The sequence below is a fragment of the Paenibacillus sp. J31P316 genome (assembly GCF_056269105.1).
This window is the reverse complement of record NZ_JBWDNI010000010.1, coordinates 69,217-91,485: the sequence shown is the minus strand read 5'-3', so window position 1 is coordinate 91,485 and position 22,269 is coordinate 69,217. Positions and strand designations below refer to the sequence as shown.

Sequence of the window (22,269 nt, the reverse complement as noted above, 5' to 3'; positions counted from 1 at the left end):
TGCGATCGCCGGCCGATGCGGCTCGGCGAAAGCTTATTCTGAATTGGTCGGACGCGCTGCCGAGCAAACTACGAATCTACCGGATGACGGTCAGATAGACATGCTGGTCGGCATCCAGCGACAATGCGACCCCGCCTTCGGCAATTTCGATCTCAACGTCGCGCGAGCCGCTGACGTCGCCGATCCAGGCGCTGCCGCCCGCGTACGCATCGGAGAGCGCGATTCGGAATGTCTTGCGCTCCAGCTCGGGGTTGTACACGATAAAATGCAGCGCGAGCTCATGAATGCCGCCGAGGTCCGCGATTTTGTAGTTGTCGAGGTTCAGCGTCAGGATATCACGGTCGCTGCTCTTGCCGAACGCTTCCCACATGAGATAGGCCTGGTAGACCTGGCCGCAGCCGTATATTTCTTGGCCGATCCAGCCCGTCTTCTCATCCTCCAGCACGCCGAGGTTCTCGAACGGCACGTACATGAGACTCGAGCTGTGGCGGTTCTCAGGCAGGCATTGCGGAAACATGTACAGGTTGTTTTTGCGGGCATGGTTAAAGACGCGGAGCAGCCCTTTGCTCGCCTCGCGCGTATCCAGCGTCGACGCGATCCGCGCCAGGCATTCGACGTTCTCGAAGAAAGCCGGGTAGATGATCGGCGAGCAGGCCTGGAACATGGCGAACGTATTGTAGCTTCGGTACTCTTCCTTCGTCTCGTCGTTGAACCAATACATCATCCGGAGATTTTGCGCGACGAGGTAGTCGTAGATTTCGTTGTATTCCGGATCGCCGGTCAGCTTGTAGAGCTCCGAAGCCGCCTGGATGCCGAGTCCGAACATGAACACCTCCTGGGAGAGGGAATTGACCGGCAGTTGAAGCAGCGGCTTCAGCGCTCTCGCGGCCTCTTCCAAGTAAAGCAGCTTGCCCGTCGCCTTGTGCAGGTTGACCATGAAATACGCATAGATGCCAGCGACCATGTACGCATCTCCGTTCCCATGCCTGCGGAGCGTCTTCATGTCGAAGCTGAGCGGATACAGATAGTTCACGCCGCGGCTCATCGGGATCAGCACGTCTTCCAGCTCGGACTCCACGTAATCCAACAGCAGCCGGTCGTTTCTCAAATGTCCGATCTGCCAGATCTGCTCCAGGATGTAGACGAACTGCCAGGTCCCCGCAATGCCTTGGCGGCAGGTCTCGTTACCGGAGGATTTGCGCGCTTGTTCATCGTCCAGCTTGTGCTGAATGTACGTCCGGGTGAACGCCAAGATCCGTTCCAGCAGCGCCGAATACTGCCGGTCCGGCTTCAGGGCGTCGACGACCGCGAGCGGATAGCCGATGAAGACCGCGGAATCGATGCACGGACTCTTCGTGAAATCGATCGTCAGGTTCTTGCTCTCGAACGCCTCCTGCCAGGCGGGCGAATAGCCGTTGACGTAGTTCAGGATGAAATCGTCGTACGTCTCGTTGGCATTCCAGCATTGCGGGTCCATGAGATCCGTCGTGCAGCGTTCCGTAAAATCCGTCCAGTCCGTCGCGCGATCCGGCCACTGCGCTTCGGCAGGCACGAGCTGCAGGCAGTTGTCCATGAGCTCGACCAACGCCTCGGCTTCCGTCGGAGCGGTCGGCTGATGCTTGGCCTTGATACAATACGCGAACGTCTGCTTGCCCTTGGGGAACGCATAGCCCGAGAAGCCGTCCGCGTAGAGCCCGAGCTCGTAGGCCGGCGCCGGCTTGTAGCGCCTGCGGAATCCGCAGCGGTAGCTCAGGAATCTCGCCACGTTGTCCCGCGACATCCAGCTCATGGCCGTCATATCGAAATACATCATAAGTTCAAAATGATAATAGGCATCGTAATAGTACATCGCCGGGCAATCGTTGCCGTGGGCCTCGTCGTTCCATTTGGTCGGATTGTCGATGCTCGTCTTGAACCACACGTGATCCCCGCGGTCGTACGGCGGCAGCAAGCCCATGTCGACCGTCAGCTCCGGTTCGACGCCGTCGACCATTTGGAGCGTGAAGTTCTCGTCGCTGTCTACCTCGACCTTCACGTTCAACCAATCGTTGTCCGCATCGTAAGCGATCTCCGCTTCCCACGGGTAGACGAACGCTTCGCCGTGTTCGTTGCGCGCGCTGCCCGTTCCGCTCAGCTTCCATGCCGCGCTCGGTTGCGCCACTGCGATCGAAGACGGGAACAGATCGAAGCTGCGTCCTCTTACGAGCGGATTTCCCGCTGCCGAGACGCTCCGCCAAGAACCGTCCGCGTCCAAGATTTGCAGCGTGTACCCATATCCGGATTTCTCGTCCAGCCACTCGAATAACAAACGATACCGCTCTCCCCCGATTACTGTCTGTCCCTTGATGCTGCTCATGCCGTTTCTTCCTCCTTCATTCGGTGAAGTTCTTGATTAACGCGGCCGGCCGGCTTCCGTAAGGACCGCGAACGTCAAATGCGATTCCGCTTCGCCGTACGGCGCCCACCTCATGGCCGTTCCCCTGTCGATCGACTCCCGCAGAGTGGCGGCCGGCGGAGACGTGAACATCTCCAAGCCGACATTATAATGGCAGCCGTAATACGGAGGGGATGGGTCGCCGCCGAAATCCCGCCAGAACCAGAGATGCGGCCATTTGCCCGCATCCCAACTAACTTCGGCGCCTAGGCCGTCGGGCCGAATCAACCTGTAGACGCCGTTGCCGGCAGGTAACGTATCGAAGCCTCCGGGTGCGCCCCGCTCCGGCGCGACGAACGTCCCTCCTGCTCCGTCCGGCAGCAGGATGCGCGTTCCCGGCGTCAAGAAAGGCGTGCCGAACGTCACGTGATGTCCCCAATCGGCATGCAGCACCGAAGGAGAAAGGTTCGTCACCTTCTCCCGCACCCGAAAGCCCGGCAATCCCGCGGACATCGCGACCGTCTTCTCGATCATCAGCGGCATCGTGCGCAGCCGGTTCGTGAACGTGACCGCGATCTCCTCGGGCGTATCCATGGCGATCGCGGCCGTCCACTGCGTAAGGCTGACCTCGCCGTAGCTCTCCATTCGAATGCCGCCGTGCATGTGCGCGCCCGCCAGATTCGGCAAAATCTCTTGCCATCCGCCTTCGTATTGCCCTTGGAAATCTCCGAATGCCGCTTCTCTCCTGCGCAGTCCCAACCGCGTCAGCCAGCAAAAGTCCATGTCCGTCGGTTTGTGCAGCAGCTCGATCACGTCGCTCCCTTTGCCCGGAAGGAGCATCAGGCGGAAGGTTTCGTTCTCCATGACCACCGCGTCGTAGCCCTTGTACGTCATATCCGTCTTGATTCTGCAGCCATAATTTCGATCGCTCATGCCCTTACTATAGCTCCCCTCGGCTTCCTGCAGGGAGTTGCCCGTATGGCGGGATGCATCGGTTTTCTTGCGGCTCCGCAAGCGCGGAACAAACGATTCCCCCCTTTTGGGAATCCTGTACCCCCGCAGAACAAAATAGAGGAGCTCGCGTCTGAAAGACGCAAGCTCCTCTATTTGCTTCCTACTGTATTTTGACAGCCTTGCCCTTATAACGACACCAAGCTCCGAACTTCGCTTGCCCGAACGATCGCCTCGAGCACTTCTTGATTGCGGTAACCGTCCACGATACCAGGGAGTCCGTCGGTCTCCGTGCCGTCGAGCAGCGCGAGGAAATCGTCGTACTGCTTAATCCGGCAGCGCTTCGGAACGGCGATCGTCGACCGAGACAGCTGTCCTTCGTCTTCGGTGATGAGCACGATATGGCCTTCATCCAGCGTCGAGGCGTGAATCGTGCCCGTGTCGCCGTAGATGGAGATTTCATGCTGATTGCCCGATCCGATCGCGTTGCGCGACGATTGGAAGACGCCGCGGATATCGCCGGTCATCCGCGCTTGGAAGCTGACGAAGTCGTCCACCTCGATTCTCACCGGCTCGCCCGTCAGCGGATCCGGACGCTCCGGAATGATCGTCTGCATCTGCGCCGTCAGCTCCAGGAATTCGCCGCCGAAGATGAATCGCGCCAAATCGATCATGTGCGAGCCCAGGTCGCCGAGCGTGCCGGTGCCCGTGATCGCCTTATCGAACCGCCACACGAACGGACAGTTGTACTGCGCCGCGCCCCAGCCTTGCAAATATTGGCTGGAGAAGCTGCGCACTTGGCCGATCTTCCCCTGCTGCACCAGCTCGCGCGCATAGCGGAACGCCGGCGTATAGCGGTAGGTGAATCCGATCATCGCCGGAACCGGCTGGCGCTCGTAGAGCGCAAGCAGCGGAACGGCTTCCTCGAACTCGCGCGTGAACGGCTTCTCGGCCAGAAACGGCTTGCCCGCTTCCAGGCAAGCGCGAACGATCGTCGCATGCACGTTGTTCGGCGTCACGGAGACGACGGCATCCACGTCCGGGTCCGCGATCAGCTGCTCGAAGTCCGCGTAACGCTTTGCTTCGGAGATGCTAAGCTTGTCGCCCATGTCGGACAACGCAAGCGGATTGACGTCGCTGACGGCGACAAGCCGGAAACGCCCGCCCATCTCGGACATCCATCTGATATGAGCTTGCCCCATGCCCCCGAGGCCGATTAAACCAATTCGAAATGTCTTCATCGCATGCTCTCTCCCTTGTTCATCTAAAGAATGAAAACGCTTAAGCAGCAAGATAAAGAAAAAGGACAACCCGAGGGTTATCCCCTTTCATATCTTCGCCTGATTCTTTCCGTCAAGCAAGCCCTATTCTTCATATCCTAACCGAATCGTAATTCTCCGGATTCCATTCTCGCAAGCCTTATTCTTATTTCCCGTTCGCGGCGCGCCATTCGTCGATCTGCTTCTGCGCTTCGGCGATGATTTTATCGAGCCCCGCCGCCTTGAGCTTATCGATCATCTTCGGCAGATCCTTCTCGGGATCCAGCTGGCCCGACTGCAGGCCCGGATCGTACGTGCTCTGCACTTTGCCGACGGCTATCAGCTCGTTCTTCACCGGCTCGGAATCGAAGACGAATCCGATGATCGGCGACGACTGGCTTTTGACGATCTCGTTGAACTGCTCGTAGTTCTGGTACTTGTTCGGGTCTTCGCCAAGACGCGTGAAGTTCAGCATCTGATTGCCGAGCTGCCATTGGTTGTCGTGGTAGAAACCGACGTTATCCTTCGTTTTCCCCTGCGGGACGTCGATTTGGCCATTGTTCAGCACGTAATGCTTGCCTTCGACGCCATAGTTGAACAGGGTCAGCAGCTTCGCATCCTTGTAGAACAGATCAAGCAGCATCATGGCGCGGGCAGGATCCTTGGAGGTTTGGGAAACGGCCTGCAGCGTCGCGGACAGCTTCGACGTATGCAGCCGGTCGATGTTCATCGGCACCTGGATGATGTCCATGCCGAGCTGCGCGCTCTTGCCGTCCATGTGCGACGGTTTGCCGATGCCCATGTCCTTGACGATCTCCAGATCCGTGCCGATGGCGGCAAATGCCGTCTTCGCTTGAATCTTCTTCCAAATATCGACGCCCGGCGTCGTCGCGTCCTTGTTGATATAGCCGGCTTTGTACCAGTCGTGCGTCAGCTTCGCCAATTCCATGTAGCGCGGCGTCTCGTACATATCGACGACTTTGTACGTGTCGTCCGCATTGGTGTCCCGTTGATCCAATCCGACCGGGCCGATAATGCTCTCCATGCTGCCGGAGCCGAAGTACGCGCCGAGCGGGAATGCCGGTCCGACGGCAGGCGTCACGCTTGGTTCGTTCTCCTTGATCGTCTTCAGGATCGGCTCCAAATCCTTGAACTCCCCGGATTCCAGCGGCGTCAGATCGATATGGTACTTGTCGACGAGATCCTTGCGCAGCGCGATGCCCTGCGGATTGCCGAGCTCCTGGTGCACGTGGATGCCGTACAGCTTCCCTTTGCGCTTCGCGCCGTCGAGAAGATCGCCCTCCGCCGACTTGATGTCCGGGCCGTATTGCTCGACCAATTCGTCGAGCGGGAGCAGCGCGCCCTTGTTGACCTGCGTCTCGAAGTTCATCCAGTTGGCCGTCCACAGCAGGTCGAATTTCTCGCCCGACGACATCATCAGGTTGAGCTTATCCGTATAAGCGCCCCAGTCGATTGGGTTTAATTTGACCGTCATGTTCATCTGCGGGTAGGTTTGCTTCAAATAATCGTTCATGGCCGTCTGGACGGCGGCAAGGTCGTTTTGTTTGCCGTCCGGATAGATCATGACGACCTCGTACGGATCCAGCGGCTTCGCGGCTTCCGCGTTATCGCCGGACTGATTGTTCGCCGCCTGATTATTCCCGGCCGCCTGGTCGTTCGCCCCTGCTTGATTGTCTGATTGGGCAGCGCCATTCGAGCTCCCGTTGTTGTTGCTGGAGCAGCCTGCCGCAAGAAGGGCAAACGAAAGCAAAAGCGATGATGCGAGCATGGACCCTTTTCTAATGGAATGCATGTCTGTGACCTCCCGAATTAAGTCGTACTAGGATTGCTTCTCTCCTCTATCACTAAACCGGCCGCGGCCGGGATTAGCCGTGCGGCTGGTCAGCCTTTGACCGCGCCTATCGTTAAGCCTTTGACGAAATACTTCTGCAGGAACGGGAATACCAGCGCCACCGGCAGCACCGCGATGATAGCCATCGCCATCCGGAGCTCCTCGAGCGGCTGAACCTGCAGGGAGGCGGCGTCGATATGCGCTTTGTCCGCGACCGACTGCAAGTACTGGGCGTTCATTAACGTGTTATACAGGAAATATTGCAGGTTGTACAGCTTGTCGGTATTGATGAACACGAGGCTCGTAAACCAGTCGTTCCAGTACCCGACGATGGTGAACAATCCGATCGTGGCCAGCACCGGCAGCGACAGCGGAATAATGATGTTGAAGTACGTGCGGTATTCGCTCGCCCCGTCAATCTGGGCGGAGTCGATCAAGGACGGCGGTATGCTGGTCGTGAAGTACGTCCGCATGATGAACACGTTGAACGCGCCGAGCAAGCCGGGAACGATCAGGGCGAACAGCGTATTTTGCAGATGGAGGAACTTCGTATAGACGAGGTACCAGGGCAGAAGGCCGCCTCCGAACAGCATCGTGATGAGTACGAACAGGCTGACGGCGCCGCGGTACGGAAAATCCTGACGCGACAGCGAGAACGCGAGCGCCGACGTAATGAGCAGGCTTAGTACCGTGCCGATAACCGTTACGAGGATGGACACGCCGAACGAGCGCAGAATCGGCTCCGCGTCGTGCACGAGAAACCGGTAGGCGACGAGGTCGAATTGCCTCGGCCAGAAGCTGTAGCCGTATTTGGCAAGCGCGTTCTGACCCGACAGGGACACCATCAGAATGAGCCAGAACGGGACGAGGCAGGCCAAACTGCTCAAGATGAAAACGATCGTGATGACCGGGTTGGTCCGGTTATGCTCCAGCATGCTCTCCCTCCTTAGAATAATGAATTGTCGTTGCTTACTCGCTTCACGACCATGTTAACCGACACGACGAGGATGAAACCGACGACGGACTGCAGTAGGCCGGCGGCGGAAGCCAGGTTCGTATCGCCGGAGACGAGGAGCGCGCTGTAGACGTACGTGTCGATGACTTCGGTCGTGCTCTTCAGCATCCCCGAATTCATGGTCACTTGATAGAAGAGGCCGAAGTCGGCGCTGAAGATGCGTCCGATCGCCAGCAGCGTGAGAATGATGATGACCGGTATGAGGAAAGGCAGCGTAATCTTCGTCATTTGCTTCCATTTGCCGGCACCGTCGAGCATGGCGGCCTCGTAATATTCCTTGTCGATGCCGACGATCGTCGCCAGATAGATAATGGAGCCGAAGCCGACCGATTTCCAAATGTTCACGACGGTCAGGATATACGGCCAATACTGCGGCTCCATATACCACGACACGCCCTCGCGCCCCATTGGCTCCAGAATGGATTTGTTGATGAAGCCCAGCTCCGGATTGAAGAAGCCGAACACCAGGTACGCCACGACGACCATCGATATGAAGTGCGGCAGCAGCATCGTGCTCTGATAGAATTTGGACATGGCGCGGTTCTTGACCTCATTGAGGAGCAGCGCCACGAGCACGGACAGCACCGTGTTGATGACGAGAAAGGCCAGGTTGTAGCCGATGGTATGGGCGATCGTGTACCAAATATCGTTCGTGGTGAACATGAATTTGAAATTATCGAAACCGTTCCACGCGCTTCCCCATATGCCTCGCGAGAAATTAAAATCCTTAAACGCCAGGAACACGCCGAACATCGGCAAATAATTGTTGATGAGCAGCAGCAGAATGCCCGGCAGCGCCAAAATCCAGAGCGCCCTGTATTTCCACAGCTTCCGAATCGGATTGCGTCCGGTCCTGCTCCCCCATTCGCTTGCCGCCGCTGTCGCTCTTTGCTTCCCGATCTCCAAGGGGACACCTCCTGTTGCTTGATGTTCTAATCATAAAGGGCGCGGAGAGGGGCATCCGCCGTTTTTGATACTTGGGCCTAGTCGTTTTGTGACTCGAAGGTTTCGGCTGTTGAGAGAGGATGAAGCCTCGCTGCTAGCCAGGCACTGAGCGATGAGGTATCGGCCGGCGAGACCCTTGCAACCGGGCGCTGAGCGGGGAGGCATCGGCTGGCGAGATCGTGCTGAATGGCTGCACAACGGCGCAGTTGCACCTATCGCTGCAGTTTCGCATGCATCTGGCAGAATAAGTGCAAATCTGCACTTATTTCGGCACTTTCGGCTGGAATTAACGGAATAAATGCAAATCTGCACTTATTTTCGAAAATCAGGCTGATATGCGCTCGGAAACTAAAATTAAATGCAATTTTGCATCTATTTTCCCAAGTTCGCCCTACTAGACGAAAATAAATGTATATTTGCATTTATTTCTCCGCCTGCGCGGGATTTGATTGTCATGAAACGCAACGTACTTGCGGCACGCCAAAGAATGGAACAACGTAAAGGCTGGCAAGAAACTGGCTGCCTTTACAGTCTAAGTCTGGAAACTGGTAACGAAAAAAAGCCCCGCCGTTACAAGAACGACGGGGCTCCCTACTATGCAGGACCCTTAACGCCCTGCTTCTTCTGCTATTGCGCCCTCCCGCTCCGGTACTCCTGCGGATTGACGCCGTAATACTTGCGGAAAGTCTTCGTGAAATGGGAAAAGTTCGCGTAGCCCACCTGCTGGGCGATCATGCCGACCGTCATGCCGGTCGCGTCCATCAGCTGCTTGGCCCGGTTCATTTTGCACGCGATGAGATAGTCGATCAGGTTCTTGCCGGTCTCCTTCTTGAAGAGACGCGAGAGATAGGCGGGATTGAGGCCGACGTGCGCGGCAACGTCCTCGCGGGAGATATCCTCCTCGACGTTCGCCTTCACGAACGACAGCGCCTGCTCCACGAAGCCGTTCTGCTCGCTCTCCTCCAGCACGGCATCCATGACGGCGGACACGAGATTGACCGCCCAATGCTTATACTGCGCCAGGCTGCGAACAGGCGTGGACAGCCAAAGCGCGGCGCTTGGCACCTCATGCACGTTCAGCCCTTTGACCCCGAGGAAATGATAGATGACCTGCATCAGATCCTGATAGGCCATCTCCAGCTGCTTCTCTCCGCTTGCCGACGACTTCTCAAGCCCCGCGCAGATGTGCTGGATTCTGGCGAGGATGCGGTCCCGATGACCGCCGAGCATATAACCCGACCACTCCGAGATATCAATGCCCGCGTAAGCCGAAGCGTTGGAATCGGGAACGGACTCCCCGCTATAAATGTGAACGGCGCTGGTGCTCGTCAAATTATGGCGCTCCATTTCCTTCAGACGATCGCAGCATTCCGGCACTTGGTTGACATCCGAGTAGACACCGACATAGCAAGAAACTTGACCATAGAAGTACGAAGCGCAAGCCTCGATGAACCGGCTGCCGACAGCGGCCCAATGCTCGCTGCCGAGCTGCGACTGCTCCGCCTCGGAGGCATAACACATGATGAACGGAACGTCGTTCTTATCCGTCACGATATGCCCCGAGCGTCCGTTCAGCAGCAGCTCCTCGGCGGCCTTCTTCACCGCGTAGGTCATGATCTCTTGATCCCGCTCATGGAGCGGCCGCTGCCATTCCTCGATGCTGATCAGAATGGGCAGCACCTTCGTCCCGGGCGGCAGCGCGATCTGCGCGTCCTGCAGCGCCCGCTCCAGAAAATCGCCGAAGGACAAAATTCGTCGCGACAGCAGATCACGCCAGAAGCGCTCCGCCAGTACCGGCTGCTGCTTGCTCCATAGCATCTGGTACTGCCGGAATTGCTCCGCATGGCGGGACTGCTCCTCCCGACTTTGGATCACGTCCAGCATTTGCTTCACCACGCCCGCCAGCTCGTCGCTGTCGACGGGCTTCAATAAGTAATCGAAGCTCTTCAGCTGGAAGGCTTCCTTGGCGTATGCGAATTCGCTGTGGCAGGTCAGGAATACCGCTTCCGTATGCGGCGAGTATTCCTTCGCCCAACGGACCAGGGACAAGCCGTCTTCGTCGGGCATCTCGATGTCGCAGACCAAGATATCGACCCTGCTCTCCAGCAGCACCGTGCGCGCTTCGCCCGCGCTGCCCGCCGTTCGAACCGACGCAATGCTAAGCTTCGACCAGTCATGACAGTGCAGGATTCCTTCGGCGGCGTATTTCTCGTCATCGACGATCAGCATGTTATACATCGTTTCTCTCCTCCTGAAGTGACATCGGCAGCAGAATCCGAACGACGGTCCCTCGCGGCTCGTTGGCCTGGAAAATCAGCTGCGCCCGGTCGCCGTATCGCATCGCCAGCCGCTGCTTCACGTTCCAAATTCCGATATTGCTGTCTTCCGAGACGGGCGCGTAATCGTCCGCGTTCAGCTCCCCGAGCTTCTCGGGCGGAATGCCTTTGCCGTTATCGCGCACTTCGATCAGCAACGTATCTTCGGCCTCTAGGGAAGGGTACGCCGTAATATCAAGCCGAAACGGGACGTTCTGCAGGCTCATGCCGTGGATCATGGCATTCTCCACGAACGGCTGCACGAACAACGACGGGATATGCACGGCCTTCAGTTCCTCGGCGATCTCGATGCCGAATAGGAACGATTCCTGGTAGCGCATCTGTTGAATTTCCAAATAGTTGCGAATATGGGCCATTTCCTGCTCCAGCATGATCGTATCCCGCTTGACGGCCATCATGAACCGGAAATACTGCACGAGCAGGCGTACCGTCTTCTTCACCAGCTCATACCGCTTCAAATCGACCAGCTGAAAGATGATATTCATCGTATTGAGGAAGAAATGCGGGTTGATCTGCAGCTGCAGCTGCTTCATCTGCGCCTTCTGCGCCCGCAGGCGTTCCTCGTAAACGTCGATTTTGAGATCGACGATTTCTTCCACCATCCCGTTGAACGTATGATTAATGATGTTGAATTCGACCGTGCCGGAAGACGGCAGCCGCGTGCTCATATTCCCTTCCTTGATGCGGCGAATCGCGCCCAGCAATTGGCGGATCGGCGTGAAGATCAAGCTTCGGAAAATAAACCCGTACGCGATCAGGATCGCAAGAACGATCAGCGGCAGCAGGTACGTGAACGTCTGGAAGGCGTTCAGCCCCCGGAGCAGCTCCGAGTTCGGAATGACGACCGCCGTGTGGATGCCCACGTTGCGGGAGCGGCTCGTGACGACGAGCAGCTTCTCTTTGCCCGTCGCTTGGGTCGTGGTGGTGAAGGCATGATTTTTGTTCAGCTCCGCAGGAGGCAGGCGCTTCAGCGTATCCAGAGGTGCCGCGGCATTGGACAGCACCGTGCCGTCGTCGCCCGCGAACAGCAGATCGCCGCCATCGGGCAAATTCAGGCTGCCGAGCGGCGTCCGCAAGCTGTTAATATTGATCAGCGCCCCGATATAGGCGTTGTTGGTATCGTCGTCGCTGACGATGCGGTACAAGAAATACTGATCCGCGATATGGACGACCGACCATTTATACATCGCTTTCTTCAAACTGTCGGCATGGTAGAACGAATCGGTCAGCCAGCCGCGGACGACTTCATAGTAGGACGCCGCTTCGCCGGTCAAGTTCGTCGAGACCAGCATATCGTTTGGCTTCGAATAGATGAAGAACATGTCGACCGTATGGTAATAGGATTGGTACGTATCATTGCGCTTGATAAGCTCCATCTGGGCGAAATACGAATCCGAGCCCGACAGGCCGGGCTGCTCGAACAGCCGGAAATTATCGTCGTGATTGACGATGTCGACCATGTTCAGCGTAATGTCGTCCAAGCTTCGGTCGATCATGTTCAGATTGGAGTTGACGAGGTTCTCGTAGGACTTCGCGACCTGCGTCAGCACGACGCCCTTGGCATAATCGCCGGCCAAATACAAAATCAACAAGAGCGGCACCGTAATGGCGGCGAACAGGACGACCAGCCGGGAACCGAGCGTTTTCGTTTTCAATTTCAACATGGGACGTCATGCCCCGGCGTCCGGGGATCCCCTCTCCGATGTGTTCATCGCCGCAAGGCTGCCGATAATGCGGGAGCTGCATGAAGAAGCCGAAAGAAGCGACGGCCGCTAGGCCGACGCTTTCCATATCCTGCATATTAGCGCACAGGCTGATCGCCTTCTCGAATGTCGGCGAAGACGGCTGCCGTTTCAACGCCGGCTTCGCTTAAGCATACTACAAATGAAACGCTTTCAATGCTGTTATTATGACATTTCCTTGCTCTTTTTGTGACATTGAAATTTTTCCAGCTGGGACATGGGGTAGCTCGAGAGCCGAATGACTAGCATTCAGCTCTTGTCAGCCTGTTCGGCCGGATTCTTGTTGCGGGATAGATTCATATTCTCCTGAATGCCTGCGATCTTTCACCTGTCTGGATATCCAGTTGCTGCTCGCTTTCTCAATAAATGCCTCGTCACCTTAAACTTCATGCAAGCAGGAGGCCGCCTTCGATGGGCGGCCTTTTTCTTGTGAAGAAACCAAAGCATTGCGCCACCTCCGCGGTTGGCCTGAAAGCTGCTGTTTGGCAGCTTTTCAGCGCATTTCGACCGTTTGGTGCTCGGAAAGCTGCTATTTGGCAGCTTTTGAGCGAGCGCCACCTCCACGGTCGAACTGAAAGCTGCTGTTTCGCAGCTTTTCAGCGCATTCTGAACGTTCGGAGCTCGGAAAGCTGCTATTTGGCAGCTTTTGAGCGAGCGCCACCTCCACGGTCGAACGGAAAGCTGCTGTTTCGCAGCTTTTCAGCGCATTCTGACCGTTTGGTGCTCGGAAAGCTGCTATTTGGCAGCTTTCCAGCGAGCGCCACCTCCACGGTCAAACTGAAAGCTGCTGTTTTGCAGCTTTCCAGCGAATTTCGACCGTTTGGAGCTCGAAAAGCTGCTATTTCGCAGCTTTTCGGCCTGCACCACCTCCACGGTCGAACTGAAAGCTGCTGTTTTGCAGCTTTCCAGCGCATTTCGACCGTTTGGAGCTCGGAAAGCTGCTATCCAGCAGCTTTTCGGCCTGCACCCACTTCAAATGCATGTTCCCCTTGCATTCGACGTGCCCGAAGCGGCACTTCCCACCATGAAATAAACCAAGACAAAAACCGCCCTCCGTTTGGGGAGAGCGGCTTTGCTTGTGCTAGATGCTACTTCGTTTCAACCAAGCCCAGCGTCGTCATAAGCTTGACGATCATGGCCGCCGATTCGGCTCGGGTAGCGAAGCTGCCCGGCAAGAGACGGCCTTCCGGCGTTCCGCCGATCCAGCCCTGAGCGACGGCTTGCTTCATGGATGCCCGTGCCCATGGCGCCACGGCGTTCCAATCGCCGAAGCTCGTCGCGTCCGCTGCGTTCGCAAGGCCTCCCGTCTCGCCGCTCGCTCCGCCCAGTCCGCTTAATTCATACACACGAATGAGCAGCGTCGCCAATTCTTGGCGGGTAATCCGATCGAGCGGACGGAATTTGCCCTGATTGCCGGTTACCAGCCCGATTTGAGCGGATAGAAGTACATCCTTCGCATACCACGCGTTCGTCGGAACGTCGGTAAAGCGCTGCGACGTCCCTGCCTCTACGGCTGATTCCGGGAGTTCAACTCCCGCCTGTCTTAGCAGCGACAACAGGAGCTTAGCCGCCTCTGCTCTGGTAATGGTTCGGTTCGGCTCGAAGCGATCGGCCGTCACTCCGTTGACGATGCCTCGGCTAGCCAAGATGTTGATCCGGTTGGACGCCCAGTGGGTATCCGTATCCGTAAAGGTCGTTTCTTTCAATAGAACCGCATACTCGCCAAAATCAAGGATGGACGTCTGCAGCCGGCCGCCGGCAAGGTCCACCGCGCCGCCAACGTAAATCCAGCCGCCGTCTCCCCCTCGACGGTAAATACCTAAGCGGCGAGGGTCCACGGAGCTCAGCAGATTATCGTCGTAGGAGATGGAGAGCGATACACGGCGCGAAGGATTCCCGTGATCGGAGCTGATCGCGTACAAGGGAGATAAAGCCCGATACCCTTGGGGCAGGTTCCCGATTGCCGCCGGTTTCTTCAACTCAACCGTCGCGCCTTCAGTCAATGCCTCTTTGCCCGCCTGCAGCTTCAGCTTGCCATCGAAGGCTTCCGCCAGCAGACTGCCGTCGGTTTTGGCGACCCACTTCAAAGGATCAACTGGCGGCTCGCCGCTACTGTCGCCACTTCCTCCGCCGGTTCCTCCACCACTTCCGCCGCCCGTGCCGCCGCCGGTCTCGCTGTTCGTCTTCCCGTCCAGCACGGTCGATGCCGATTCGTTGCCGGCCGTATCGATTGCCGTAAGCTCGATCCGGTAGACCGTGCTCGGTTTCAAGCCCGTAATCCGGCTATTTCGGCTGCCAGCAGCCGCCGACATCGCCTGCTGCGGTCCGCCTGCTCCGCTTTCGCTCCAAGCGATGCGGATAGACGCCAAGTCGGCTGCCGCCGGATCTTGCCACACCACCTTCAAAGCACCCGCCCCGTCCGTCTTCACTTCCGCATCCGACACGCTTACAGGAGCGGCCAGATCCGGTCCGGACGGAGTCGGCGACCACGTCCACGCGACTCCCGGGGACTCGTTGCCTGCTGCGTCCACGGCAACGGCTCGGAAGACGTATCCTTCCGTATCCGTCACGTCGTCCGCCTCCGCCCACAGCGTTCCGGCCGCCAGCTCCTTCATCAGGGTCTCTCCTGTATCCGATGCGGCTTTGCGATAGATGCGAACTTTCGCCAGATCGGGGTCGCTGCTCTCCTTCCACACCAAGGTGGCCTTCGTCCCCGTGATGCCGCCGAACAATTCTTCCACATCCTTCGGAGGCTTGGTGTCCGCTGCTTCAATGACCAGAACATGGTTTGTATCCTGCGTCAGCGGAACGTTCGCGTAGCTGGTCATCTGATTCCGTACCGTCAGCGTGTACGAAGCGCCTACGGCCAACGGATCAGTCGGCGTGAAGCGGATCGCCATGGCGACCTCCTGCTCATCCGATCCTGTATACGAGTCAATGCCGACGACGGTACCTTCCACTGCCTCTCCGGCGGCGTTTTTCACCAACAGCCCGTTTGCGGCACTATCCACTGCCATCGGTTTCGTAAAGTACACCTCGACTCCCGCTCCCGCCGGCAACGTCCGCACGGTCGTAACCGCGGGCGGCTCATACGAGATCAACGGAATATTGACCTCGGTCTGCGGCGGCGGGACGTCCAGCTCGCTGCTATACGCGGTCTTATAACCTTCCTTCTCGTACTGCACGCGCCACTTTCCCTTCGGAACATCCCAGGCGTAGCGCCCTTCCGCATCCGTGCGCTGCGGGTTAATTTGCCCGTACCACGCGCTGTCCCAGGCCTGATACCCGCCCTCCAGCTTCTCGAACACGGTCGCCGTTACCCCTTCCAGCCGATTGGACGGCATTCCTTCATACACATAACCGCTCGGATCGAAAATATACTTCGGATCGGCTACCGGCCGTTCCGCGCGCTTCGGCGGGTAAGGCTTCAGCTTGCATTCGTTTTTGGCCAAATAGGTTTCCAGTTCCTTCAGCTCGTCTTCGATGGTCGTGTCCAGCATCTCGGCGACGTTATCGATGATCGTGCCGGCGAACGGAATGCCCTCCGCCTTGCCCTTGACGATCTCGACGCCTTCTTTCGCCAAGTACGTCGTGGCGATGTCGGCGATGATTTCCAACGCGAATTTGGAGTAGTAATCGGCAGCCGTCGGGTCGCACAAGGCCTGGGCGATTTCGTAATCCTTGTAGGCCCGCTGCATTTGCGGCGAATTGACCCAGCCCTCGATCTTTTTCGCCCATTTATAGGCGCTTTCCGCCGAGGAAGTTACCTTCCCCATCCCTTTCATGTCTACTTTGAAAAATTTCTTCTTGGGCTCGCTGCCAGTACCTCCAGTCCCTCCAGTACCTCCGGTTCCTTCAGTTCCTCCAGTTCCTCCAGTTCCGCCAGTTCCTCCAGTTCCTCCAGTTCCGCCAGTCTCGCCAGCTTCGCCCGCTCCTGCCGAAGCGACGGCACTTCTGCCCATAACGCTAGCGGACGTGCTCCCGAACGACTTCTGCAATCGCTCCACCGCGGCCGGGTTGTCGGTATAGAAGCTCACTTCGGTCGTCAGCGTCGTCTCCGTCTCCTGCCGGCTGACCTTGAAGTTATACAACGGCAATCCCGTCTGCGCTTGCTTCGCCCGGTCTTTGGCGGTGACGGTATAATCGGCTTCCCGGACGGAAAGGCTGACGGTATTTTCGAAGTCTTCGTTCAATTTGGTTCTTACTTCCAGCGCGCCGGCAGGCAATATTTTGCCGGAACTGTCCGCGTCCCCCTCCTTGGCGACATTCAAGATTTCAAAATTCCGCCACGCTTCCGGGAGGGTCTGACGCAGCTGATTCTCGGTCTGAGCCGGTAGCGGCGGAGCAGACGGATCGTATTTCTTGCGATAGGTGACCCATAGCGGACCTACGTTGAGCGTATGGGGGATAATGCCCCCGAACGTATCGCCTTTCTTCAGCGCGGCAGAGCTATTCTCCCCCATCTGCACCTGCACGTCGTAGACGAGCTCGGGATTGCGGAACTTCAGCTCGTATCGAATGACGTTGCTCGACGTCATGACGAAAGGAAAGACCGCGGTACCGTCGGAAATCTTGAACGTAATCGGATTGTTCTCGGTCTGATAGACCGTCATTTCCTCCAGTCCCGGATCGTTCGGGTTGTACAGGACGGTCACGGCCTCGCCGGTCAGCTGCTGTCCGTTCACGACCGCTTCGGGCCGCAGAATATGATTGCGGATGCTGTCATCGGCAAGCTCCACGCTCATTCCCCAGACCCCGTAAGCTGCAGCCGTCGCGACTCCGAGCAGCCGGTCCCCGTCGAACACCCTCACCTTCGCGCCTTCCGGCGCATTGCCGGTCAGCTCCATATGCGTGGACGTCGCAAGCTGCGGAGCACGAAGCGTAACCGATGCGATTCGCATGATCGTGGAGCCCAGCCGTTCTTGCTGCGGCGAACCCGAGGCATCCTGATAGGCGATACCTGCCTGGAAAGTCACGAATTGCTTCGCCCCCGGTCCGATGCGCACCTGCAATTGACCGCTGCCGCCCGTATAGGGCTCGATCGTTCCGAGCGGCAGCGACACGGTCCGCCCGTTCCTTGTGAACGCCGCCGGCTTGCCGTTCACCACGCCGGCGTCCGAGATCGGTTCGACGCCTGCAGGCAATTCCAGCTGCAGCTCCGCGCCGCTGACCGCCTTATTCCCAATCCCAACGCCGTCATTCCGGTAGTTGAATCGAACGGTCGCCACGTTCCCCGCCGTTCCGACTTCGGAAGACAGCTGAATCCCGTTGGTTCGGCTGTCCCCGAACCTGCCCATGCTTTTCAATACGATATCGCCAAGCGAGGTCCGCTCCTGGTTGGCCGCATCGAACTCGATGTCAGCCGTATAACCGCTAACCGCGAATTGAGTACGGTATTTGCCGCCGCGCGGCAAAGCGATCACGAAGCCTTGACCGTCTTGTTGATGAATAGCCGCGGACTGCAAGTAGGCTCCCGTAACGGCATCATAAATATCGACAATGGTATACGGAGCCGGCTTGCCGTCCGGCATGAGCAGCTTTCCTGCCGCCGTGGCGGAGGTGGCTTCCAATCGCAGCTCTACCGATCCGGTGTTTTCTTCGCTGATAATCGTATTGGCGCAGACCGAATTCAAACCGATATTTTTGCCGTCCGCGCAGATGCGGACATTCTCTCCGGGCAGCGCCCGGAGTCGGAAAGGATTGCCCGATTCGTAGATGGACGCGGAGCTCGTAATGCCATAGAAGCCGCGCAGATAATCGCTGAGAGCGACCGGCCCCTTCCAGTTCCCTTCCTCTTCCTTGATATACAGGTTAATCGCCACCTTGGCATCAGGGAGGAGCTGCAGGTTAACCGGCTGCATCCCCGATCTCGTTACAGTCACGCTGCGATTGACCGAACGATAGCCTTTGCCTTGGGACAAAAACTGCGAGAGGGCAAAGACGCTTACTTGACCTTCCGGCACGGCCAGCGTATAAGCCCCGGTTGCATCCGTACTCGCTGAATAGACGGAGCTGTAGCCATCCTGGACGATCTCCGCCGTCACTTGAACGAATGCAGCCGGCTTGCCGTCGATGCCGGTGACTTTGCCGGCGAGCTCGGCGAGCGGCCGCTTCTGCAGCGTGAAGTCCTGCTGCTTCTTGAACGTATCCATCGTAATGGCCTGCCTGTATGGCGCATAGGACGGGTCGCGCGGAATAATCTGCAGCTCTCCGGACGGACGCCCCGATACCGAGAACGGGACATAGACCGAATAGGTGTCCGTTCCGCGCCAAAGCACGGCTCCGCTCTCATCCGTAAACGTATAATCGACTTTGGTCCAATTGCCGTCCGACGTCGGCACCGAGCCGGACAGTTCGTACTTGAACAGCAGCTGCAGCGGGATTTCGACCGTCTGGCCGTAGGCGGGACCCGCCACCACTTTCTGCTGCGAAACCAACGTATAGTTGGCGCTGCTTAACGTGGCCTTATAAGGCGAATTGGCAAATGGAACGTCGAAGAGCATCGAGCGCGTATCCTTGTTCAGCTTGCGCGTCTCCCAGAACCGGGACTGGCCGTCTACGTTATATCCGTTCGATAGACTTGCATTCTGCAACTGGTCGGACCAGCCGGCAATGGCCGGATCGGGTTCCGGGATGGTGTAGACGATCCGCCCGGCTACGTTTTGATTGAGCGCCAAGGCTTTGGTCGAACGGCCATCCTCCGTGGATATCGTCACCCGCTCCAGCAGAAGCACCTTTTCGTCGATCGTGAAACGCCCCTCGAACCGGGATCCGTCCATTTCGTGTGGATGCAGCGGCACCGACAGCTCTTTCTTCTGCGCCTTGCCCTCGGCATCCCACTGGCGATACTCGACCTTGGCCGCAAGCTCCAGACCTGCCGTGCCCTCGGCCACGATCGTCATATCGCTCTCCTGAACAGGGATGTAATTGCTATAGCCGATGTCCAGCTTCTTCTCGTAATCGACCCGGACATTCCGGATGGCGTAGCCGGCATCCGCGATCTGAAATTCCTGCCGATTGTTGCCGAGCGTCAGGCTGACCGTGCGGTCCGCTTCGGCCACGTACCCTTCCGGAGGCAGGATGTGAATCCGAATCTGCTCGCCGGCCAAGTGATCCCCGGGAAGAACAGCGACGCCCGAAGCGTCCACGTCGACTTCGCCGATCAAGGAGCCGCTCGGCAGGCTCCTGAATTGCACTTTGGTGCCGGCAGCGGACGAGCCGCCCGAACGAACTTGAATCGCCAGTTTGGCCGCCGGAACCGGATTCAGCGGAATGGCTGTCGCTGTGCCGGCCGCCGCCGTAATACCGGTCTTCTCCGCCAGCACCGTCGTGCCTTCCTCGTCGGTTAGGAACATCCGAACCGCGTAACCGTCTCCGGTAGCCGTGAATAACTTGTAACGGCTTTGGCCCTTCAGCCATGGCAGCGTCACGGTCGGCTTGCCGGGTGCCGCCGCTTCGATGACCGCTCCGGGCAGATCGAGACCGGCAGACGCCTCATCCAGCTCCACCTGCAGCGTGCCGGCGACGACTGCAGGCAGACCTGTCATTGCCTTCCCGCTTCCGCTTCCGCCGCCTGCCGTTTGCGCCTGGATGGCTACGATACGGGCCGTTCCTTCCGGCAGCGTCCAGCCGGCACGATACAAGCCGCCCGTCTGTCCGTCCTCCGGCAGCGGGAGTACCGACGTCTTGCCGGTCTCGGTCAACGTATCATAGCGCACGACTGCCTCCACCTGCAGACCCGGCTGCCCGTTCGCCTGCAGGCTCAGCGTGCTGCCCGGCTTCAGCTCGGCGTCGATGCGGTCCGCTTGAATCGCGCTCCAGCCAGCGTTGACGATGACTTCGTCCGGATCGGAACCTTCGCACGCCTCGGCGCTGGTGCACTCCAGCACGACCTGGCCGCCCGCGAAGTACAGCATCCGCTGACCCGAGCCGTCCACGACGCCGTTGGTGTTGGCGTAGCTGGGATTGTAAATCTGTCTTGCCGCTACCGTCGTCCCTAGATCGAACCTTTCATTATAATGCGAAGACTGCCCGGGGCTGTAGTTGTTGTCGTAAGCATCGGTCACGATGACCGTCCCGTCGTCGTCGATGGAAATGCTCGTATACGGCTTATCGCCTTGATCCTCGCGCGGCCGATCTTCGTTCAGATAGAGCAGCTCTCCCGTTGCCGTCTTGTAAGCACCGGGCACGTTATAACCGCCCCATCTGCCCAGAATCGCGACCGTACCGCCGTCTTCCGAGAGCGCGAGACGACTGAACGTAACCTCCGTGTTCACATGGGTGATTACGCCGGCGGTTACATCGTAGACGAACATTCCGTTCGTATTCATATCTTCCGCTTGCCCGCCAGGCATGTTCGTCGAGGTCGAAATGAATGCGACCTTGCTTCCGTCGGCGCTGATCGCCGGACGATCGCTGACGCCATCCTCCGCCGTCCCGCCATCCCCGGCGCTGAGCAGCTTGCGCGAGCCGTCCGTCCGATCGTAGAGGATGATATGCCCGCCTTCGGCGAACGCGATCTTCTTGCCGTCGCCGCTGACGGATGGACTGTATCCCCGCGTTCCGGGGATGCTAAGCAGCTTCAACGAACCTTCGGTCCTATCGAATGCATAGACGCCATAACCGTCGCCTGCTTGGGCAGCGTCCTTCAGATTCGTTGCATTCGAAGCGAATGCGATGACGCTGCCGTCGCGGTTCATCGCCACGTCCGTAATGCTGCCGTCCGGGTCGGCGCCATTGATTGTAATGGGCAGCGGAGTCGCCGTCTTGGCCGCGATGTCGATCGCGTACAGCGGATGCCCCCCGTTGGCGCTCGCTGCCGCCTGCCTGCCATCTCTGCTGATCGCCAGGCTGCGGGTTTCTTCCCCGGTAATGTCAACCAAGCCGACGATCTCGGCCATGTAGCGAGGCGACGTTCCGGCGTACAGCCCCTCATAGGCGGACGACGCACCGAGTTCGTTTACCGCGTATACCTTGAACCGGTGGATCTTGGACGGTTCCAAGTTGTCGGCTACGAACCGCGTGTCCGTCGTCTCCCCCAGCAGCCGATCGTTCCCGTCGTAAATCGTATATTTCACGACCTGGGAATCTTCTTCCGTTCCGGGAACCGGAGCCTCCCAGCTGAGCTGGATCCGGTTGTAGTCGAGCAGGTCCCAGTCCAGGTTCTCCACGGGATTCGGAATGCCCGCAGTCACCGCGACCGCCGTCTCGCTTCCCGATGATTCTTGAGGGTCTGACGCTTCCGGAGCATCGCCCGCTTGGTCGTCTTCCACGGGCGCAGTTCCTTCTTCACCCGCTTGCTCGGCACCATTGCTTCCCGGCGCAGCTTCGCCGTAAGCCGGGCTTGCTGCTGGCAGCAGACTGTTGACCAGCAAGCTGAACAACATGAGAACTATAAGCGGTCGGGCTAATCGCTCTCTCACCTTCTTCGCGTGAGGATATGGCACAGGCTTATCACTCCTTTATCAAATATCAGTCTTCTTAGCGATGCTTGCTTTGCTTGCTTTGTTTGCTTTGTTTGCTCTGTTTGCTCTGTTTGCTCTGTTTGCTTTGCTTGTTTGGCTTGCTTACGTGCTTCCCTTAAGGCGAATCGTCTTCCATTCCAGTCGACATTCATCCCCTTCCCTATCGATCGTTACATAATTTAACATGGAGCGGCTTTGGCGCGGTATTATACGATCGTATACATTTCCGTAAATGCAACGAAAAAACAGCCGGCCAAAGGCCGACTGCCAGGATATAGAGAAACCGCTGCATATTAAGGGAGTTCAGCAAGCGGCGGATCATACAACATGA

General features: G+C 58.0%; 10 protein-coding genes. 1 reads left to right on the top strand and 9 read right to left on the bottom strand.

Annotated elements, in window-relative coordinates; translation table 11 throughout:
• Positions 1–76 precede the first annotated feature (76 nt).
• The 8 genes from AC0YNU_RS23430 to AC0YNU_RS23395 all read right to left on the bottom strand — a co-directional run bounded on the left by AC0YNU_RS23430 (position 77) and on the right by AC0YNU_RS23395 (position 12,396).
• Positions 77–2,356 (bottom strand): hypothetical protein, encoded by a 2,280-nt coding sequence (locus AC0YNU_RS23430; protein WP_475761107.1) that lies wholly within the window; start codon positions 2,354–2,356, stop codon positions 77–79.
• Between the two features lie 36 nt (positions 2,357–2,392).
• Positions 2,393–3,307: an aldose epimerase family protein gene (locus tag AC0YNU_RS23425; RefSeq protein ID WP_475761106.1), complete on the bottom strand. Its 915-nt coding sequence runs from the start codon at positions 3,305–3,307 to the stop codon at positions 2,393–2,395.
• A gap of 206 nt (positions 3,308–3,513) precedes the next feature.
• Complete coding sequence (locus tag AC0YNU_RS23420) at positions 3,514–4,566, bottom strand: Gfo/Idh/MocA family protein (RefSeq protein WP_475761105.1); 1,053 nt, start codon at positions 4,564–4,566, stop codon at positions 3,514–3,516.
• A gap of 184 nt (positions 4,567–4,750) precedes the next feature.
• Positions 4,751–6,397, bottom strand: coding sequence for an ABC transporter substrate-binding protein (locus AC0YNU_RS23415; protein ID WP_475761104.1), 1,647 nt, complete (start codon positions 6,395–6,397; stop codon positions 4,751–4,753).
• Positions 6,398–6,486: 89 nt separating this feature from the next.
• Positions 6,487–7,371 carry a carbohydrate ABC transporter permease gene (locus AC0YNU_RS23410; RefSeq protein ID WP_475761103.1) on the bottom strand — a complete coding sequence of 295 codons (885 nt, stop codon included), beginning with the start codon at positions 7,369–7,371 and terminating at the stop codon, positions 6,487–6,489.
• 11 nt (positions 7,372–7,382) lie between these two features.
• Positions 7,383–8,357 (bottom strand): ABC transporter permease, encoded by a 975-nt coding sequence (locus AC0YNU_RS23405; RefSeq protein ID WP_475761102.1) that lies wholly within the window; start codon positions 8,355–8,357, stop codon positions 7,383–7,385.
• Between the two features lie 666 nt (positions 8,358–9,023).
• Entirely contained in the window at positions 9,024–10,634 is a 1,611-nt protein-coding gene (locus tag AC0YNU_RS23400; RefSeq protein WP_475761101.1) for a helix-turn-helix domain-containing protein, read from the bottom strand.
• Complete coding sequence (locus tag AC0YNU_RS23395; RefSeq protein WP_475761100.1) at positions 10,627–12,396, bottom strand: sensor histidine kinase; 1,770 nt, start codon at positions 12,394–12,396, stop codon at positions 10,627–10,629. The genes AC0YNU_RS23400 and AC0YNU_RS23395 overlap by 8 nt, the downstream gene beginning before the upstream one ends.
• 80 nt (positions 12,397–12,476) lie before the next feature.
• Here AC0YNU_RS23395 and AC0YNU_RS23390 point away from each other — a divergent pair, with 80 nt between their 5' ends.
• Complete coding sequence (locus AC0YNU_RS23390) at positions 12,477–12,605, top strand: hypothetical protein (RefSeq protein WP_475761099.1); 129 nt, start codon at positions 12,477–12,479, stop codon at positions 12,603–12,605.
• A gap of 957 nt (positions 12,606–13,562) precedes the next feature.
• Here AC0YNU_RS23390 and AC0YNU_RS23385 read toward each other — a convergent pair.
• Positions 13,563–21,920 (bottom strand): S-layer homology domain-containing protein, encoded by an 8,358-nt coding sequence (locus AC0YNU_RS23385; RefSeq protein WP_475761098.1) that lies wholly within the window; start codon positions 21,918–21,920, stop codon positions 13,563–13,565.
• Positions 21,921–22,269 lie beyond the last annotated feature (349 nt).

Bases quoted from the DNA above. Each gene is read 5' to 3' on its own strand.
- AC0YNU_RS23430 (WP_475761107.1), bottom strand. From the start codon at position 2,356: ATGAGCAGCATCAAGGGACAGACAGTAATCGGGGGAGAGCGGTATCGT.
- AC0YNU_RS23425 (WP_475761106.1), bottom strand. From the start codon at position 3,307: ATGAGCGATCGAAATTATGGCTGCAGAATCAAGACGGATATGACGTAC.
- AC0YNU_RS23420 (WP_475761105.1), bottom strand. From the start codon at position 4,566: ATGAAGACATTTCGAATTGGTTTAATCGGCCTCGGGGGCATGGGGCAA.
- AC0YNU_RS23415 (WP_475761104.1), bottom strand. From the start codon at position 6,397: ATGCATTCCATTAGAAAAGGGTCCATGCTCGCATCATCGCTTTTGCTT.
- AC0YNU_RS23410 (WP_475761103.1), bottom strand. From the start codon at position 7,371: ATGCTGGAGCATAACCGGACCAACCCGGTCATCACGATCGTTTTCATC.
- AC0YNU_RS23400 (WP_475761101.1), bottom strand. From the start codon at position 10,634: ATGTATAACATGCTGATCGTCGATGACGAGAAATACGCCGCCGAAGGA.
- AC0YNU_RS23395 (WP_475761100.1), bottom strand. From the start codon at position 12,396: ATGTTGAAATTGAAAACGAAAACGCTCGGTTCCCGGCTGGTCGTCCTG.
- AC0YNU_RS23390 (WP_475761099.1), top strand. From the start codon at position 12,477: ATGAAGAAGCCGAAAGAAGCGACGGCCGCTAGGCCGACGCTTTCCATA.